Source organism: Alkalihalophilus pseudofirmus (genome assembly GCF_029094545.1).
GTDB lineage: Bacteria > Bacillota > Bacilli > Bacillales > Bacillaceae_D > Alkalihalophilus > Alkalihalophilus pseudofirmus.
In genome coordinates this window covers 245552-262579 of sequence record NZ_CP117835.1, presented here as the reverse complement: position 1 = coordinate 262579, position 17028 = coordinate 245552, and the positions used below count along the sequence as shown (strand labels likewise).

Genomic DNA, 17028 nt, shown 5'->3' with positions numbered 1-17028 from the left:
TCTCAAAACTAGATAATGTGTAAACATATGTCAAGAATAATTTGGATAAGTCCTCGACCGATTAGTATCTGTCAGCTCCACATGTCGCCATGCTTCCACACCAGACCTATCAACCTCATCATCTCTAAGGGGTCTTACTGGATTAACTCCATGGGAAATCTCATCTTGAGGGGGGCTTCATGCTTAGATGCTTTCAGCACTTATCCCGTCCACACGTAGCTACCCAGCGATGCTCCTGGCGGAACAACTGGTACACCAGCGGTGTGTCCATCCCGGTCCTCTCGTACTAAGGACAGCTCCTCTCAAATTTCCTACGCCCGCGACGGATAGGGACCGAACTGTCTCACGACGTTCTGAACCCAGCTCGCGTACCGCTTTAATGGGCGAACAGCCCAACCCTTGGGACCTACTTCAGCCCCAGGATGCGATGAGCCGACATCGAGGTGCCAAACCTCCCCGTCGATGTGGACTCTTGGGGGAGATAAGCCTGTTATCCCCAGGGTAGCTTTTATCCGTTGAGCGATGGCCCTTCCATGCGGAACCACCGGATCACTAAGCCCGACTTTCGTCCCTGCTCGACTTGTAGGTCTCGCAGTCAAGCTCCCTTTTGCCTTTGCACTCTACGAATGATTTCCAACCATTCTGAGGGAACCTTTGGGCGCCTCCGTTACTGTTTAGGAGGCGACCGCCCCAGTCAAACTGCCCACCTGACACTGTCCCTGAACCGGATCACGGCTCGAGGTTAGAATGTCAGCACAGTCAGGGTAGTATCCCACCGACGCCTCCATCGAAGCTGGCGCTCCGACTTCCAAGGCTCCTACCTATCCTGTACAAACTGTACCAACATCCAATATCAAGCTACAGTAAAGCTCCATGGGGTCTTTCCGTCCTGTCGCGGGTAACCTGCATCTTCACAGGTACTATAATTTCACCGGGTCTCTCGTTGAGACAGTATCCAAGTCGTTACACCATTCGTGCGGGTCGGAACTTACCCGACAAGGAATTTCGCTACCTTAGGACCGTTATAGTTACGGCCGCCGTTTACTGGGGCTTCAATTCAGAGCTTCTCCCGTAAGGGATAACCCCTCCTCTTAACCTTCCAGCACCGGGCAGGTGTCAGCCCCTATACTTCGCCTTGCGGCTTCGCAGAGACCTGTGTTTTTGCTAAACAGTCGCTTGGATCTTTTCACTGCGGCTCTCTCGGGCATACACCCTACCAGAGCACCCCTTCTCCCGAAGTTACGGGGTCATTTTGCCGAGTTCCTTAACGAGAGTTCTCCCGAGCGTCTTAGAATTCTCTTCTCGCCTACCTGTGTCGGTTTGCGGTACGGGCACCTCTCACCTCGCTAGAGGCTTTTCTTGGCAGTGGAGGATCAGGAACTTCGGTACTAAATTTCCCTCGCCATCACAACTCAGCATACGTGAGAAGCGGATTTGCCTACTTCTCAGCCTAATTGCTTGGACGCACATATCCATCAGTGCGCTTACCCTACCTTACTGCGTCCCCCCATTACTCAAACGGTGAGGAGGTGGTACAGGAATTTCAACCTGTTGTCCATCGCCTACGCTTTTCAGCCTCGGCTTAGGTCCCGACTTACCCTGAGCGGACGAGCCTTCCTCAGGAAACCTTGGGCTTTCGACGGAGGGGATTCTCACCCCTCTTTTCGCTACTCATACCGGCATTCTCACTTCTAAGCGCTCCACCAGTCCTCACGATCTGACTTCGCTGCACTTAGAACGCTCCCCTACCACTGACACCTAAGGTGTCAATCCATAGCTTCGGTGATACGTTTAGCCCCGGTACATTTTCGGCGCAGAGTCACTCGACCAGTGAGCTATTACGCACTCTTTAAATGGTGGCTGCTTCTAAGCCAACATCCTGGTTGTCTGGGCAACTCCACATCCTTTTCCACTTAACGTATACTTTGGGACCTTAGCTGATGGTCTGGGCTGTTTCCCTCTTGACTACGGATCTTAGCACTCGCAGTCTGACTCCCGAGTAAAAGTTTTTGGCATTCGGAGTTTGACTGAATTCGGTAATCCTGTGGGGACCCCTAGTCCAATCAGTGCTCTACCTCCAAAACTCTCAACCTCGAGGCTAGCCCTAAAGCTATTTCGGGGAGAACCAGCTATTTCCGAGTTCGATTGGCATTTCACCCCTACCCACACCTCATCCCCGCATTTTTCAACATGCGTGGGTTCGGGCCTCCATTCAGTGTTACCTGAACTTCACCCTGGACATGGGTAGATCACACGGTTTCGGGTCTACGACGGCGTACTCATTCGCCCTATTCAGACTCGCTTTCGCTACGGCTCCGCCTTATCAGCTTAACCTTGCACGACATCGTAACTCGCCGGTTCATTCTACAAAAGGCACGCTGTCACCCATTAACGGGCTCCAACTAGTTGTAGGCACACGGTTTCAGGATCTGTTTCACTCCCCTTCCGGGGTGCTTTTCACCTTTCCCTCACGGTACTGGTTCACTATCGGTCACTAGGGAGTATTTAGCCTTGGGAGATGGTCCTCCCGGATTCCGACGGGGTTTCACGTGTCCCGCCGTACTCAGGATCCACTCAGGAGGAAATAGAATTTCGACTACAGGGCTGTTACCTTGTGTCGCGGACCTTTCCAGATCGCTTCGCCTATCCTATTTCTTTGTAACTCCGTATAGAGTGTCCTACAACCCCAAGAGGCAAGCCTCTTGGTTTGGGCTGATACCGTTTCGCTCGCCGCTACTCAGGTAATCGCATTTGCTTTCTCTTCCTCTGGGTACTTAGATGTTTCAGTTCCCCAGGTCTGCCTCCTCATACCCTATGTATTCAGGTATGGGTACTATTCCATTACGAATAGTGGGTTCCCCCATTCGGATATCCTCGGATCAAAGCTCACTTACAGCTCCCCGAGGCGTTTCGCCGTTCGTCGCGTCCTTCTTCGGCTCCTAGTGCCAAGGCATTCACCGTGCGCCCTTTCTAACTTAACCAAAATTTAAAAAAGGTTGTTGAATTCTTGACATGCTCGTTCAATCTTCTCTATTAAAAGATACCGATGAACAAATATGTTTACATGGACTTCAGATAAACTTCGAATATCTTCGTCTACTTCACAACTCGCGTTCTCACGTACTGATATACGCTCCGAGCACTCGCTTGATCGTATCCTCGATCTTCTTGTTTCTCTTTGTCCGTTTTCATTATCTAGTTTTCAAAGAACCATTGGTGGAGCCTAGCGGGATCGAACCGCTGACCTCCTGCGTGCAAGGCAGGCGCTCTCCCAGCTGAGCTAAGGCCCCACTTATAAGATATATATGGTGGGCCTGAGTGGACTCGAACCACCGACCTCACGCTTATCAGGCGTGCGCTCTAACCAGCTGAGCTACAGGCCCCTATCTTATTAGATAGAGAATAGAGAGTAAGTCCTCTCAAAACTGAACAAAAGATCCAAAGCGTATATGATCGTAAGATCATACATCGACTAGAGTTAAATACTCCATAGAAAGGAGGTGATCCAGCCGCACCTTCCGATACGGCTACCTTGTTACGACTTCACCCCAATCATCTGTCCCACCTTAGGCGGCTGGCTCCAAAAGGTTACCTCACCGACTTCGGGTGTTACAAACTCTCGTGGTGTGACGGGCGGTGTGTACAAGGCCCGGGAACGTATTCACCGCGGCATGCTGATCCGCGATTACTAGCAATTCCGGCTTCATGTAGGCGAGTTGCAGCCTACAATCCGAACTGAGAATGGCTTTATGGGATTCGCTCAACCTCGCGGTTTTGCAGCCCTTTGTACCATCCATTGTAGCACGTGTGTAGCCCAGGTCATAAGGGGCATGATGATTTGACGTCATCCCCACCTTCCTCCGGTTTGTCACCGGCAGTCACCTTAGAGTGCCCAACTGAATGCTGGCAACTAAGATCAAGGGTTGCGCTCGTTGCGGGACTTAACCCAACATCTCACGACACGAGCTGACGACAACCATGCACCACCTGTCACTTTGTCCCCCGAAGGGGAAAGCTCTATCTCTAGAGTGGTCAAAGGATGTCAAGACCTGGTAAGGTTCTTCGCGTTGCTTCGAATTAAACCACATGCTCCACTGCTTGTGCGGGCCCCCGTCAATTCCTTTGAGTTTCAACCTTGCGGTCGTACTCCCCAGGCGGAGTGCTTAATGTGTTAACTTCGGCACTAAGGGCATCGAAACCCCTAACACCTAGCACTCATCGTTTACGGCGTGGACTACCAGGGTATCTAATCCTGTTTGCTCCCCACGCTTTCGCGCCTCAGCGTCAGTTACAGACCAGAGAGTCGCCTTCGCCACTGGTGTTCCTCCACATATCTACGCATTTCACCGCTACACGTGGAATTCCACTCTCCTCTTCTGTACTCAAGTCTCCCAGTTTCCAATGACCCTCCACGGTTGAGCCGTGGGCTTTCACATCAGACTTAAGAGACCGCCTGCGCGCGCTTTACGCCCAATAATTCCGGACAACGCTTGCCACCTACGTATTACCGCGGCTGCTGGCACGTAGTTAGCCGTGGCTTTCTGGTTAGGTACCGTCAAGGTGCCGCCTTATTCAAACGGCACTTGTTCTTCCCTAACAACAGAGCTTTACGATCCGAAAACCTTCATCACTCACGCGGCGTTGCTCCGTCAGACTTTCGTCCATTGCGGAAGATTCCCTACTGCTGCCTCCCGTAGGAGTCTGGGCCGTGTCTCAGTCCCAGTGTGGCCGATCACCCTCTCAGGTCGGCTACGCATCGTCGCCTTGGTAAGCCGTTACCTTACCAACTAGCTAATGCGCCGCGGGCCCATCTGTAAGTGATAGCCAGAGGCCATCTTTTACCGCTCCACCATGAGGTAGAACGGGTTATCCGGTATTAGCCCCGGTTTCCCGGAGTTATCCCAGTCTTACAGGCAGGTTGCCCACGTGTTACTCACCCGTCCGCCGCTAACATCAGGGAGCAAGCTCCCATCAGTCCGCTCGACTTGCATGTATTAGGCACGCCGCCAGCGTTCGTCCTGAGCCAGGATCAAACTCTCCATAAAAGTGTTTGATTAAGCTCACTTACACAGGATGAAAAATCATCTTGCGTTAATAATTGACGAGATATCATGTATCTCTATTTCGCTTGGCTTTTGTTCAGTTTTCAAAGAACTTTTTGTCTGTCGCTCGTTGGCGACTTAACTATCTTAACAAGTCTAAATCGAACCGTCAAGAACTTTTTTAAAATATTTTATGGTGGGCCTGAGTGGACTCGAACCACCGACCTCACGCTTATCAGGCGTGCGCTCTAACCAGCTGAGCTACAGGCCCTAAAAAAGGCAATAAAAAAAGCACTCCCACCAAATATTTTGTTGGAGCGGGCGATGGGAATCGAACCCACATCATCAGCTTGGAAGGCTGAGGTTTTACCACTAAACTACGCCCGCATATTAAAAGAAATAAGATGGTCGGGAAGACAGGATTTGAACCTGCGACCCCCTGGTCCCAAACCAGGTGCTCTACCAAGCTGAGCCACTTCCCGATATATAAATTACTAATGGTGCGCCCTGAGAGATTCGAACTCCCGACCTTTTGATTCGTAGTCAAACACTCTATCCAGCTGAGCTAAGGGCGCCAATTGGTGCGGTTGAGAGGACTCGAACCTCCACGGGGTCAACCCCCACTAGGCCCTCAACCTAGCGCGTCTGCCATTCCGCCACAACCGCTAAATGTATGATATCCGTATCTGCACTTTAATTTTTAAAATAAAAGTGCGGGTGAAGGGACTCGAACCCCCACGTCGTAAGACACTAGATCCTAAGTCTAGCGCGTCTGCCAATTCCGCCACACCCGCGTATGAAATTAACTAATAAAAATGGCGGTCCGGACGGGACTCGAACCCGCGACCTCCTGCGTGACAGGCAGGCATTCTAACCAACTGAACTACCGGACCATATGGTGGAGGATGACGGGCTCGAACCGCCGACCCCCTGCTTGTAAGGCAGGTGCTCTCCCAGCTGAGCTAATCCTCCATATGTTGGTGACCCGTACGGGATTCGAACCCGTGTTACCGCCGTGAAAGGGCGGTGTCTTAACCGCTTGACCAACGGGCCATAATTTAAGAAAAGATACTGGCGGAGAAGGAGGGATTTGAACCCTCGCGCCGCTCGCGCGACCTACACCCTTAGCAGGGGCGCCCCTTCAGCCACTTGGGTACTTCTCCGTGGCTCCACAGGTAGGACTCGAACCTACGACCGATCGGTTAACAGCCGATTGCTCTACCACTGAGCTACTGTGGAATATTGTGGTGTTTGTGTTGCTGACTTTAAATATTATATCGAAAGTGTTTTTTGATGTCAACACTTTTTTCGGAATCGCTTTTCGATTTGCTTGTCTCGTTCAGCGACTTCTATAATATAGCACAGCTCATTTAATATAGGCAACACTTTTTTATAATTTTTTTCTCAATTTGCCTCTGCACTTCCCACACACATATTTAGACGTATCGATCCTTCGCTTCCGGCTATATAAAAGATGACAACCTTGACACTCATATTCATGTAGAACCTTCGTTTGTCTCTTAGCTCCAGGTATTTCTCTGCAATACCTGGCTCCTCCTACATGCGCCAACAGCTCTTTAAAGTCAGCATCTCTATGCTTATAGCCTCTTCCTTCTATATGAAGATGATAATGACACAATTCATGTTTAATAATCTTAATTAATTCTTCTTCCCCATATAATTGATACTGCTTAGGGTTAAATTCTAGATTGTGTGACCTTAACAAGTATCTGCCGCCAGTCGTACGTAATCTTGAATTAAACGTCGCTTCGTGTACAAATGGTTTGTTAAAACTAGTTAGAGAGATCTCTTCAACCATTTTTTGCAGTTCGCTCTGATTCAATGTCCCCCGCCCCCATACAAAATACAATCAACACTGACAAACTCTCCTACATATACTAAATATACTACCACAACTAATAAGGAGTTGGGAGAAATGCCGACCTGGTTACGCACTCAACTACAAAAGGCTTTCAAAGAGCAGAACCGCCATCAAATAAAGATCCTTAATCAATGTTGGTTTTACTATCAACGAAAAGAGCAAATGAATAAGCATTTAGGTTAAAGCAAATGGCCATGCGAAAATGCATGGCCATTTCTTTATTTATACTGTTTGCACAGCCGGCTCTAGCATCGTGAGAGCAACCCTGCCTTTTTTTATGTCAACATCCTCAACCCATACCGTTACAATTTCTCCAACAGCCACTACTTCAAGAGGATGCTTCACAAACCTTTTAGTTAGTTTAGAAATATGAACTAATCCGTCTTGCTTTACCCCTACATCAACAAACGCTCCAAAATCGACTACATTTCTCACAGTCCCTTGAAGTTCCATCCCGCGAGTCAAGTCTTCTAATCGAAGAACCCCCTGCTTTAACAAAGGTTTCGCTACTTCATCACGTGGATCTCGAGTCGGCCTGATAAGTGTTGCAATAATATCTTTAACAGTCGGCATACCAAGCCCAAGCTCTTCTGCTATTTGATGTTCGTTCAATCCAGACAGTTTTTCGCTTAACTCTTTTGTTCCTACATCTTTTCGTGCAGCGCCCACCTTATCAAGCAGCGCTTCGGTTTCCTTATATGTCTCTGGATGAATCCCTGTAGCATCAAGCGGATTCTTCCCTCCTTGAATGCGTAAGAAGCCAATACACTGTTCATACGTTTTCGCACCTAGCCTAGGTACTTTCTTTAATTGTGCACGGCTTGTAAACCGGCCTTCTTCCTCTCTGCGTTTCACAATATTTACAGCAACCGACTTCGATAGTCCAGCTACATATTGCAATAATGAGACGGAGGCAGTATTCACATTTACACCAACTTGGTTAACTACGGTCTCTACTACAAATGTTAACGATTCTGATAATCTTTTTTGCGCAACATCATGTTGATATTGACCCACACCAACGGACTTCGGATCAATTTTCACGAGTTCAGCTAATGGGTCCTGCAGCCTTCTTGCAATAGAAACAGCACTTCTTTCTTCAACTTGAAATTCCGGAAACTCCTCACGCCCTAGCTCAGAAGCAGAATACACACTCGCTCCAGCTTCATTTACAATCAAATAATACAATTCTCCCGGTAAATCGTTGATAAGGTCAGCAATAAACTGCTCCGTCTCTCTCGAAGCTGTGCCGTTCCCAATAGCAATCATTTCTACCTTATGTTCTTTAACTAATTGTTTCACTTTCGCTGCTGCTTTTTCAACTTCATTTCTAGGCGGCGTTGGATAAACAACTCCTATATCGAGTACCTTTCCAGTCCCATCCACCACAGCTAACTTGCACCCTGTACGGTAAGCCGGATCTACTCCAAGCACAACCTTATCTTTAATAGGCGGCTGTAACAGGAGGTTTCTCAAATTCTCTGAAAAGATATGAATTGCTTGTTCTTCAGCTTTTGCAGTCAGTTCGTTCCTTATTTCTCGTTCAATTGATGGTTCTATTAAACGTTTATATCCATCTTGAATAGCCAGCTTAACATACTCAGCAGCTGATGAGTCTCCTGCGCGAGACATATAACGCTTCTCGATCTCCCCTATCATTTTCTCAGCCTGAAACTCAATTCCCGCTCTTAAAACCCCGTCTTTTTCTCCACGGTTCACAGCAAGAATTCTGTGAGGCACGATGGAGCGGACTGCTTCTGTATAATCGTAATACATTTCATATGTACCTTTTTCATCAAGTTGCTTGTCTTTAACAACCGTTTTAATGTGGCCTTCTTTAAACGAGCGTTCGCGAATGAACTTTCTTAGATCCGCATCGTCCGATACCCATTCAGCAATAATATCTTCGGCACCGGCGAGCGCCTCTTCAACCGTAGCTACACCTTTTTCTTCATCAATATATTGAAGTGCTTCTTTGGAAACATCAGCTTGTTTTGGATACGTAATTAGCCATTCCGCTAAAGGCTGCAACCCTTTTTCTTTTGCTGTAGTAGCTCTTGTACGCCTTTTTTGCTTATAAGGTCTATAGAGATCATCTATTTCTTGAAGCTTCATAGCCTGGTCAATTTTTAAAGCGAGCTCATCTGTCAACTTATCCTGTTCACCGATTAAGCGTTTAACCTCGTCTTTTCGCTGCTGAAGCTGATTTGCATACTCCCATCTCTCAACGATTGTACGGATTTGGACTTCATCTAATGATCCAGTCAATTCTTTTCTGTAGCGCGCAATAAAAGGCACTGTATTTCCCTCTTCAACTAGATCAATTAAATTTCTTATGTACTTTTCATTCACTGACAGTTCCTTTTCTATTTCTTGAATTAACTTATTATGAAAATCATTCATCTCATCGAGCTCCTTTACTAGTAGCCTGTATCCTTAATCATATCATATGCCTCTTCACGTAACTAACTTCCCTATCTTTCGTGAATATCCTTCTAGCTCCATAAAACAAAAATAAACCCCCTTTATAAGTTAAGGAGGTTTACTAATTTAACTTTCCTACTAGTAACGTCACATCATCAACAGCAAATCGATCAAGTGTTAATAAATGCTTAAATTCTTCCTTTAAAGAACCAAGCGTAAGTAGATTTTTCTTAGAGAAAGGGATCTTTACTCCATCTGAATATAGCATAAAAATACTGCCTTTCTTATAGGAAAAATGTTTACTTTTAACCATAACTTTTCTACCTGATAAATAACCCCTAATGGGTATAGGCTGAAGCGTAGTGCCGTCTGGTTCATACATGACAAACCCGATGTTGCCGAAGTTACAATAAATAACCTCTTCTTTTTGGAAATCGACTTTTACTAATGTTAGAACTGCACCGCGTTTGTTAACCATTGCTTGATTACAACGAGTGACAATTTCATCAACTTCTAAAAATCGATTTTCTTTGATTACTTCAATAGCTGCATCAGCAGATTCAGAAGCTCCCTCACCGCTTCCTAAACCATCAACCACCGCGCATAATGTAAAATCCTCTTCTTCAACTACGACATGAGCATCACCACAGTGAACATTTCCCGGTTTAGGCTGTTGAACTGCAGCTACCTCAATGTGTTTGTTTTCATAAAGAGAAATCATATTATAAAATCTCCGAAGGCTCGACTTTAATTGAATCTCGTAATTTTTGTAACGCCCTACGTTGAAGACGTGATACATGCATTTGAGAAATACCGAGTTTTTCCCCTGTTTCTTTTTGGCTCAAATTGTCATAGTAGGTTAGCATAAGGATTTGTTTTTCACGTTCATTAAGCACTTGGAATGCTTTTTGAAGCAGCATCTTTTGATCAGTTTTCTCAAACCCGCTGTCTTCATTGCCGACAAGGTCAAGCAATGTAACTTCTCCACCTTCTTGGTCAGCCTCAAGCGAACGGTCAACAGATAACGCTTGATAACTTTTGCTCATCTCCATTGTCTCTAGAACTTCCTCTTCAGAGACCTCTAGATACGCAGCAATTTCATGAACAAGTGGAGAGCGGTTAAGTTCAACCGTCAAGGATTCTACAGCCTTTTTGATTTTAGGACCTAACTCTTTAATACGTCTTGGAACATGGACACTCCACGTTTTATCACGTATGAATCGTTTGATTTCACCGACAATAGTTGGTACGGCAAAAGATTCAAAACTACGTCCAAACTCACTGTCAAATCGAGTTAGGGCAGCGAGCAGACCTACCATTCCAACTTGGTATAGATCTTCGTCGTATTCCCGTCCTTTAGAAAACTTCCGAGCTAATGAACGGACAAGAGCCTCATAATGTTTTACCAGCTTTACTTGAACCTCTTCTTCGCCTGTTTCCTGATAAAGGCGAATCCATTCATATACCTCATCTTTGTTCTGTTTGTGTGGAAGGGACTCCGTCGACATTTTTCTCCACCTCATCTCCGTGAATGAACTTTGTCATCATTAGGATAACCCCTGATTCATCATTGATTTCCACTTTGTCCATTAAAGTGTTGATGAGGAAGAGGCCAAGCCCCCCTTCTTTCAAATCACCGACCGGCTTAGTCGAGTCAACCGGACCTAAACGCTCACGTAAACCATTGATATCAAAACTTTGTCCGCGGTCCGCTATGACAATTTCCATACGGTCTTCGTGCAGCACAAAAGAAGCGGAAATCAACCCTTCATCTTCATACGCGTGGTTTACTACGTTCGTACATGCTTCTGCAACTGCAATCTTAATATCTTCAATATCGTCGTACGTAAATCCAAGGCGATTGGCAATTCCAGAAACCGTCAAACGCACGACGCCAACAAATTCAGGCTTAGCCGGAACACTCATCTCGATGTGATCTACTTGCTGTTCGTTCATTTCGCTTCCTCCCCTTTAATCGGTTCGATCTGGATAACCTCGTCTAACCCAGTAATCGTAAACAGGCGGTGTACCCGTTCAGATAACCCCGTTAACACTAACGAACTGTCTTTCGAGTCTGTTAATTTTAAAATTCCTACAAAAATCCCCAAGCCTGTACTATCTATATATTGAACGTTTGTTAAATCGACGATAATCTTATTTGATCCTTGCTCAGCAAGCGGTGTTAGTGTGCTGCGCAGCTTCGGCGCGGTATAGGCATCAATTTCTCCTGTTACATATACAAGCTCTGCGCCCTCTGACTGTTCATGACGAATATCTAAGTTCATCTATAATCTCCTCCTGGTATCCCATCTACATTAGTTTATAAATACCACAAAACAATCATTTTTAAACTTTTCGACGCAAAATCATTAATGTAAAATCATCTCTCAAGGTAAAATCTTGTAGTTTCACAAGTTCCTTATATACGCTGTCGACAATTTCTTGAGCACTTAAATGCATGTAGGACCTTATTAACTTCACTATTTCTTCTCGTTCAATAAAATCATCATCTACTCGGCATTCCGTTACACCATCTGATAAAAAGACAATAAAATCATCTTTTTCCACCTTTTTATGATACTCACGGAATTTTGTATGACGTGAGACTCCTAAAACTAAGCCTTTTGCATACAATTCTTCGAAACGATCCTCAGAAGATGAATAATAAAACCCAGGTTCATGCCCCGCTCCAGAATAATGGAATTCATGCGTCCCTGTATCATATGCCCCGTACATCATCGTAATAAACATACTATCATCAACATTCTGCTCGACGACCCTGTTCAAGTTCTCAAGCAGCGCGCCTGGCCTAAGTCTTTGTTCAGGTAAGCTGTCCATGGCGTATTTAATCATCGACATACACAAAGCAGCAGGAACACCTTTCCCGATAATATCAGCTATGGCTACCCCTACATTGCCGTGCTCATCTCGAACAAAATGATAGTAGTCACCGCTCATTTTTGTAGCCGGTACACTCACTACACCAATATCTAACACATCGTCAGACGGAATTTCTTTAGGCAGCAATGTTTGCTGCATATTAGCAGCTACATCGATCTCTGATTCAAGTTCTTTTTGACGATCACGTAAACTTTGATGTTCACGATAGGCAAGTCCATATCCCATCATAACTTCTAAGAGCAACTCAAAAGAATCCTGAACCTCACTTGAAACATTCGGAAACAACTCTTCTAAAATAGAGCGGTGAATACTGACCAATTCCTCAGGTGATATTTGATGCTCAAGTAAAATTTTACTAAATTGCTGTGCTTCATATAACCCTTGTTCACTTTTATCATGAAGGAATGTCTGCAATATATGTTTGTATGATTCTTCTAGCTTTTGAACAGTATTATTCACGCTGGCCCTCCTTTAACGAAGCCACTTCGTCGTTGTGATGACCGTCCCTTCCCCTACTTCGGAATCAATAGAAAATTCATCCATTAAACGTTTCACTCCAGGAAGTCCCGCTCCCATACCGCTAGAGGTTGTAAATCCATCTACCATCACTTGTCTAATGTCTGAAATTCCGGGACCTTGGTCTTTAGCAATCACTTGTATTCCTTTAACCATTCCCGTTTTCGACGGTGCCTCAATTAGTTCTAAACATATTTCTCCACGCTGCGCATATAAATAAATATTACGCGCTAATTCTGAAATGGCTGTTGTTATCCGCGCTTGATCGACACTCCCAAACCCGATTTCCTTTGAGAGGGTACGACCTGCTTGTCTAGCAGCAACAATCCCCCATTCGTTTTTTACTTCTACACAGGATTGGGTTTCCATGATCATCCCTCCAGTTCCTGCTGCAATTTGTCCAAACCTTGCTCAAGGTCAAGAGCTGTAGGAACATCATCCAGTTTAATACCCATATCAATTAATGTAATTGCGACCGCAGGCTGTATTCCTGTTAATACAACGCGAGCCCCCATTAAATTAGACATATCGACGACATCACCTAACACTTTAGCGATGAATGAATCGATCATATCTACAGATGTCAAATCAATGACAACTCCAATCGACCCTTCTTTGTGAATTTTATTTAATAGGTCCTCTTGAAAACGCAATGCTGTTTGATCATCTAACTCTACTTGAATACTGATAAGCAAGTATTGATGAAGTTTTAAAATTGGGATCCTCATTTTTAACTCCTCCAACTTATATTTCTTCTATTTTTTTATTCGTCATTTCTAAAGCTGATTCCATACCTTTACGCAATGTACTCTTTGTAGGGAATTTACCTAAGTCAATTCCAAGGTTGACAATTGTTTGAGCGATCTCAGGGCGAATGCCCACTAAAATGCATGTTGCTCCTACAAGACGAACCGCCTCTGAAGCTTGTATAATGTGGTGAGCAACCATTGTATCAACAACCGGAACGCCTGTAATATCTATTAACACCACTTGTGAGCGGTTTTTAATAACGCCGTCCAACAGATTTTCCATAATTAATTTCGCTCTATTTGTATCGATTGTTCCGATAAGAGGCATCACTGTAATCCCTTCAAAAACTGGAATTAAAGGCGCTGATAGTTCAAGAAGAGACAATTTTTGCATCTCGAAGATATCTTCCCAAGAACCTGTATAATCTGTTACCAATTGATTAATAATGCCGTCAATCCAATCTTCGACTTCATTAAAAAGAGTTAAAAGCTGATCGACATTATGTTCTTTTTCAGAAAGCGTCGCTAAGATGGCACGACGGAACGCCTGTAGGCCTCGAGTGAAGTAAGCTAGCGGCCAACCCGTCTGAATAAATCGATCTGTAAAATTTGTCAGCCGTTCATTCGCTTGCATTTGGTTTCGATCTACTGACTCAAAGATGAAATTCATAAACTCTTGATTCGTATTTTCATAGACCGTATCAGATATAGAGTTTAAATAATTCTCCTTACGAACTTCTTGGAGCTGCTCTTCCCATCTTTTCGTTAATACTTCACGATTCTCGAATATAAAGGATACTATATATGGTTGCATCTTACTTTCCTCCAGTTCAAAGTGGTTACAGTTTGTTACAGTTATTATTTCACGACTTGCTTGATGTTGCAAAGATTTTCAGATTAAAGGTTTTACAAGTTCATGTAAGAAATCCCACTTCAGTAAAGTTCCTCATATTAATTAAACCTTATTTCACTGCTTTTGATCAATAATAAACCGTTAAATGCATGATTTAATGTAAAATAATTGAAAAAAACCCCGCTAAAAGCGGAGTTTTTTCTCATTTAAAAGTCAATTAATCCCAAACTAATAAACAAAGCATCATTAACCCTCGTCATCATATCATCATCAAGATGGGTGATTTTATCGGTCAGGCGCTGTTTATCAATTGTTCTTACTTGTTCTAGCAAAATGACCGAATCACGATCAAATCCGTATCTTTTTGCATTGATTTCAACATGAGTCGGCAATTTTGCCTTTTGAATTTGTGCCGTGATTGCAGCCACAATGACAGTAGGACTAAAACGATTCCCAATATCATTTTGGATGATTAAAACAGGTCTTACCCCACCCTGCTCAGACCCAACAACAGGTGAAAGGTCGGCAAAATAAACGTCACCTCTTTTTACAATCAACCGCTACACCCCACTTACTAAGCGATCAAGGGTGTTCTCTGCTTCCTCCTCGGCAAGAAAGGCTTCAGATGCAAGGTTAAGGTTGATTTTAGCCATTTCCATATAGCCTTGCTGCATCGTTTCACGAATTTGACGCTTCTTTCGGTCACGAAGATATAGCTTCGTTGCTTGCGATAAAAACTCACTGTAATTTACATTCTCTTGTTGAATCACACCGTCCACCTCGTTTAACAAATGTTGTGGCAAATTCACTACAATGCGTTTCGTTCTCTGTTCTGACACGAACATCCACCCCCAGCATCAACCAACGACCTAAATATTATATGTTTTCATAACGCTTTCATGCCTAATCACTTGGCAAAAAACGAACTTCTTTTATCCACATTTAATGATAGCATTGACTTCTGTAAAATGCAAAGAGGTTTTACAAATACTATTTAATTTCCATAAAAAGAAGGCTCAACATTATATGTGAGCCTCCCTGGATCGTTATTTTTCTTGTGTACCGTAAACAGATCTTGCAATTGAAACCATTTCTTCTGTTCCTAGAGTAGAAGAAGCAAGGTAGAAATCTACACCATTATACGACCACATTAAGGACTCTTCAGTCATAACGCCAATCGTAAAGCCTAAATCTACCGGCTCGCCATCACTTACATTCATCGGAGTGGTGGCAGGCACCACTTTGCTTTTCTCTTGAATAAGCGTGAATGGAGCTTCTCCTGTATATTGCAGTACAACACTTTCACCGCGGTCAGTTTCCACTGTTTGCGAAGAGTCTAGTGATGTACCGTCCGGAGTGTACATTGGATAATGTACTGCCATCTCTGCTTCAGGTTCAGCCATCGTTGGCTGCTCATTCATTTGTGCCCCCGTCATATTACGCTCCATATCGAAATCACCTTCATTGAAGCTTGCATTCTCTTCAAAACTTGTGAAATCTAATTGAACAAGAACTTCAAGATCAGGATTCATTACTTTCACTTGCAGCGGAGCTAAGTCTTTCTTATTAAATGTAATTTCTTGTGTGCTTAAGTTCTTGTTTTGATAGTTTGTATTCGTTTGGAACACATACGCATCCTCCGTCGCCGTAAAGGTTCTTTCAGGATCCATTAACACATCTTGAATCAGTGAGCCGTATAAGTACACTTGGCTGCTGTTGATCGGCCAATCACTTTGGAAACGGAAGCTCTTATTAAGTGCTGGAGTTAACACGAATACCCCGTCATCGTTGCGGAGGATAATCTGACTTTGATCTTTGGCAGCATTTTTAAGTGCTACACGATAGTAATCTTTTTCTTGATACCAAACTTCCACCTCATATGTTTGCGGCTCATTCCCTGTTTGTAATGTCATCGTAGCAGCTGCCTTATAACCACTAATATCGGACATTTTACTTTCAAGGTCTTCTAGAATATCATCTTGCGTTTTTTCACCGCACGCTGCAAGAACAAACGTCACCATCACAATAAGTGCGATAAACCAGCTTACTCTTTTCATACCTTCACCCCTTTGTCTCAATTAACGCCAAAGAAGAGAATTCTACCAATCAAGAGACGGCAATCATGATTGTGCCCCGTTCGTTCACTCTAGAATGCCAAACCTTTAAAGGTGTTTAACATTCAAAGAATAAACGAATTAGGTTCTTGATGAAATTTTGACCTGACTCTGCTTGAAATGGCACAAGCTCTCCCATCCGCATTACAACTATATGAGGCAAGGGCGGACAATATGCAGACTAGCTTGACAAGCGCTCTAAAATTACTTGCGCTACAGCATTTTTCTCACTATGAGATATGGATATATGGATAGCTGCCTCAACGTCTGCAGTGAGTACCGGCTTTCCGTTCACTTCATTCAACACCTCAATATCCTGCCATCCGAACTCTTTTGAGATGCCAGTCCCGCAGGCTTTAACAAAAGCTTCTTTTGCCGCAAAGCGTCCAGCCATAAATTCAATCTTTCTTTTTTCAGCAAGCTTTTGGTAAACGGACTGCTCCTCTTTTGTTAACACTTTTTGAACAAATCTTGGCTGCTTTGTGAGCAGCTGTTCTATTCGCTCTAATTCCACAATATCTATTCCGATACCTATAATCATGTAAAC

Annotated in this window: 15 protein-coding genes, 13 tRNA genes and 2 rRNA genes; 1 reads left to right on the top strand and 29 read right to left on the bottom strand. The window is 44.3% G+C overall.

Features of this window, described 5'->3' with window-relative positions:
* Window positions 1–41: 41 nt before the first annotated feature.
* The 16 genes from PQ478_RS01465 to PQ478_RS01390 all read right to left on the bottom strand — a co-directional run bounded on the left by PQ478_RS01465 (window position 42) and on the right by PQ478_RS01390 (window position 6885).
* Window positions 42–2981: ribosomal RNA gene (locus PQ478_RS01465) — 23S ribosomal RNA — on the bottom strand.
* Between the two features lie 233 nt (window positions 2982–3214).
* Window positions 3215–3290, bottom strand: a tRNA-Ala gene (locus PQ478_RS01460).
* A gap of 16 nt (window positions 3291–3306) precedes the next feature.
* A tRNA-Ile gene (locus PQ478_RS01455) sits at window positions 3307–3383 on the bottom strand.
* A 110-nt stretch (window positions 3384–3493) separates the two neighbouring features.
* Window positions 3494–5045 (bottom strand): 16S ribosomal RNA (locus tag PQ478_RS01450).
* The 16S and 23S rRNA genes sit together here with 13 tRNA genes alongside, the layout of an rRNA operon.
* Before the next feature lie 191 nt (window positions 5046–5236).
* Window positions 5237–5313 (bottom strand) — tRNA-Ile (locus PQ478_RS01445).
* 42 nt (window positions 5314–5355) lie between these two features.
* Window positions 5356–5429 (bottom strand) — tRNA-Gly (locus tag PQ478_RS01440).
* A gap of 18 nt (window positions 5430–5447) precedes the next feature.
* A tRNA-Pro gene (locus PQ478_RS01435) sits at window positions 5448–5524 on the bottom strand.
* A gap of 16 nt (window positions 5525–5540) precedes the next feature.
* A tRNA-Arg gene (locus PQ478_RS01430) sits at window positions 5541–5617 on the bottom strand.
* Between the two features lie 4 nt (window positions 5618–5621).
* Window positions 5622–5708, bottom strand: a tRNA-Leu gene (locus PQ478_RS01425).
* Window positions 5709–5754: 46 nt separating this feature from the next.
* Window positions 5755–5836, bottom strand: a tRNA-Leu gene (locus PQ478_RS01420).
* A gap of 22 nt (window positions 5837–5858) precedes the next feature.
* A tRNA-Asp gene (locus PQ478_RS01415) sits at window positions 5859–5935 on the bottom strand.
* A gap of 3 nt (window positions 5936–5938) precedes the next feature.
* Window positions 5939–6014: transfer RNA gene (locus PQ478_RS01410), tRNA-Val, on the bottom strand.
* 6 nt (window positions 6015–6020) lie between these two features.
* Window positions 6021–6095, bottom strand: a tRNA-Glu gene (locus PQ478_RS01405).
* Between the two features lie 19 nt (window positions 6096–6114).
* Window positions 6115–6205: transfer RNA gene (locus PQ478_RS01400), tRNA-Ser, on the bottom strand.
* Between the two features lies 1 nt (window position 6206).
* Window positions 6207–6281, bottom strand: a tRNA-Asn gene (locus tag PQ478_RS01395).
* A 151-nt stretch (window positions 6282–6432) separates the two neighbouring features.
* The gene (locus PQ478_RS01390; protein ID WP_012957267.1) at window positions 6433–6885 is read right to left on the bottom strand and encodes a SprT family protein; all 453 of its coding nucleotides are present in this window, start codon (window positions 6883–6885) and stop codon (window positions 6433–6435) included.
* Window positions 6886–6978: 93 nt separating this feature from the next.
* On the opposite strand from PQ478_RS01390, the gene cmpA reads away from it, so the two are divergent.
* Entirely contained in the window at window positions 6979–7107 is a 129-nt protein-coding gene (gene cmpA, locus PQ478_RS01385; protein WP_012957266.1) for a cortex morphogenetic protein CmpA, read from the top strand.
* A 39-nt stretch (window positions 7108–7146) separates the two neighbouring features.
* On the opposite strand, the gene PQ478_RS01380 is transcribed toward cmpA, so the two are convergent.
* The 13 genes from PQ478_RS01380 to acpS form a co-directional block, all read right to left on the bottom strand.
* The gene (locus PQ478_RS01380; protein ID WP_289235589.1) at window positions 7147–9327 is read right to left on the bottom strand and encodes a Tex family protein; all 2181 of its coding nucleotides are present in this window, start codon (window positions 9325–9327) and stop codon (window positions 7147–7149) included.
* A 142-nt stretch (window positions 9328–9469) separates the two neighbouring features.
* On the bottom strand, window positions 9470–10069 hold the full coding sequence (locus tag PQ478_RS01375) for a SpoIIE family protein phosphatase (RefSeq protein WP_012957264.1): 600 nt from the start codon (window positions 10067–10069) through the stop codon (window positions 9470–9472).
* A 1-nt stretch (window position 10070) separates the two neighbouring features.
* Complete coding sequence (sigB, locus tag PQ478_RS01370; RefSeq protein ID WP_012957263.1) at window positions 10071–10856, bottom strand: RNA polymerase sigma factor SigB; 786 nt, start codon at window positions 10854–10856, stop codon at window positions 10071–10073.
* Window positions 10816–11304, bottom strand: coding sequence for an anti-sigma B factor RsbW (rsbW, locus tag PQ478_RS01365; protein ID WP_012957262.1), 489 nt, complete (start codon window positions 11302–11304; stop codon window positions 10816–10818). Before rsbW ends, sigB begins: the two co-directional genes overlap by 41 nt.
* Window positions 11301–11633 carry an STAS domain-containing protein gene (locus PQ478_RS01360; protein WP_012957261.1) on the bottom strand — a complete coding sequence of 111 codons (333 nt, stop codon included), beginning with the start codon at window positions 11631–11633 and terminating at the stop codon, window positions 11301–11303. The genes rsbW and PQ478_RS01360 overlap by 4 nt, the downstream gene beginning before the upstream one ends.
* Before the next feature lie 61 nt (window positions 11634–11694).
* Window positions 11695–12708, bottom strand: a complete 1014-nt coding sequence (locus tag PQ478_RS01355; RefSeq protein ID WP_012957260.1) for a PP2C family protein-serine/threonine phosphatase — start codon at window positions 12706–12708, stop codon at window positions 11695–11697.
* A gap of 12 nt (window positions 12709–12720) precedes the next feature.
* Window positions 12721–13134 carry an anti-sigma regulatory factor gene (locus PQ478_RS01350; RefSeq protein WP_012957259.1) on the bottom strand — a complete coding sequence of 138 codons (414 nt, stop codon included), beginning with the start codon at window positions 13132–13134 and terminating at the stop codon, window positions 12721–12723.
* A gap of 2 nt (window positions 13135–13136) precedes the next feature.
* Window positions 13137–13493 (bottom strand): STAS domain-containing protein, encoded by a 357-nt coding sequence (locus tag PQ478_RS01345; protein WP_012957258.1) that lies wholly within the window; start codon window positions 13491–13493, stop codon window positions 13137–13139.
* A gap of 16 nt (window positions 13494–13509) precedes the next feature.
* Entirely contained in the window at window positions 13510–14328 is an 819-nt protein-coding gene (locus PQ478_RS01340) for an RsbT co-antagonist protein RsbRA (protein ID WP_075683769.1), read from the bottom strand.
* A gap of 245 nt (window positions 14329–14573) precedes the next feature.
* On the bottom strand, window positions 14574–14924 hold the full coding sequence (locus tag PQ478_RS01335; protein ID WP_012957256.1) for a type II toxin-antitoxin system PemK/MazF family toxin: 351 nt from the start codon (window positions 14922–14924) through the stop codon (window positions 14574–14576).
* A 3-nt stretch (window positions 14925–14927) separates the two neighbouring features.
* Window positions 14928–15212 carry a CopG family ribbon-helix-helix protein gene (locus tag PQ478_RS01330; protein WP_031311629.1) on the bottom strand — a complete coding sequence of 95 codons (285 nt, stop codon included), beginning with the start codon at window positions 15210–15212 and terminating at the stop codon, window positions 14928–14930.
* A gap of 201 nt (window positions 15213–15413) precedes the next feature.
* Window positions 15414–16424, bottom strand: coding sequence for a LolA family protein (locus PQ478_RS01325; RefSeq protein ID WP_012957254.1), 1011 nt, complete (start codon window positions 16422–16424; stop codon window positions 15414–15416).
* 238 nt (window positions 16425–16662) lie between these two features.
* Complete coding sequence (acpS, locus tag PQ478_RS01320; protein WP_289235588.1) at window positions 16663–17022, bottom strand: holo-ACP synthase; 360 nt, start codon at window positions 17020–17022, stop codon at window positions 16663–16665.
* Between the last annotated feature and the right edge of the window lie 6 nt (window positions 17023–17028).

Excerpts from the sequence above, each read along its gene's own strand:
- PQ478_RS01360 (WP_012957261.1), bottom strand. The coding sequence starts at position 11,633 with ATGAACTTAGATATTCGTCATGAACAGTCAGAGGGCGCAGAGCTTGTA.
- PQ478_RS01350 (WP_012957259.1), bottom strand. The coding sequence starts at position 13,134 with ATGGAAACCCAATCCTGTGTAGAAGTAAAAAACGAATGGGGGATTGTT.
- PQ478_RS01345 (WP_012957258.1), bottom strand. The coding sequence starts at position 13,493 with ATGAGGATCCCAATTTTAAAACTTCATCAATACTTGCTTATCAGTATT.
- PQ478_RS01330 (WP_031311629.1), bottom strand. The coding sequence starts at position 15,212 with ATGTTCGTGTCAGAACAGAGAACGAAACGCATTGTAGTGAATTTGCCA.
- sigB (WP_012957263.1), bottom strand. The coding sequence starts at position 10,856 with ATGTCGACGGAGTCCCTTCCACACAAACAGAACAAAGATGAGGTATAT.
- rsbW (WP_012957262.1), bottom strand. The coding sequence starts at position 11,304 with ATGAACGAACAGCAAGTAGATCACATCGAGATGAGTGTTCCGGCTAAG.
- acpS (WP_289235588.1), bottom strand. The coding sequence starts at position 17,022 with ATGATTATAGGTATCGGAATAGATATTGTGGAATTAGAGCGAATAGAA.
- cmpA (WP_012957266.1), top strand. The coding sequence starts at position 6,979 with ATGCCGACCTGGTTACGCACTCAACTACAAAAGGCTTTCAAAGAGCAG.
- PQ478_RS01380 (WP_289235589.1), bottom strand. The coding sequence starts at position 9,327 with ATGAATGATTTTCATAATAAGTTAATTCAAGAAATAGAAAAGGAACTG.
- PQ478_RS01340 (WP_075683769.1), bottom strand. The coding sequence starts at position 14,328 with ATGCAACCATATATAGTATCCTTTATATTCGAGAATCGTGAAGTATTA.
- PQ478_RS01375 (WP_012957264.1), bottom strand. The coding sequence starts at position 10,069 with ATGATTTCTCTTTATGAAAACAAACACATTGAGGTAGCTGCAGTTCAA.
- PQ478_RS01325 (WP_012957254.1), bottom strand. The coding sequence starts at position 16,424 with ATGAAAAGAGTAAGCTGGTTTATCGCACTTATTGTGATGGTGACGTTT.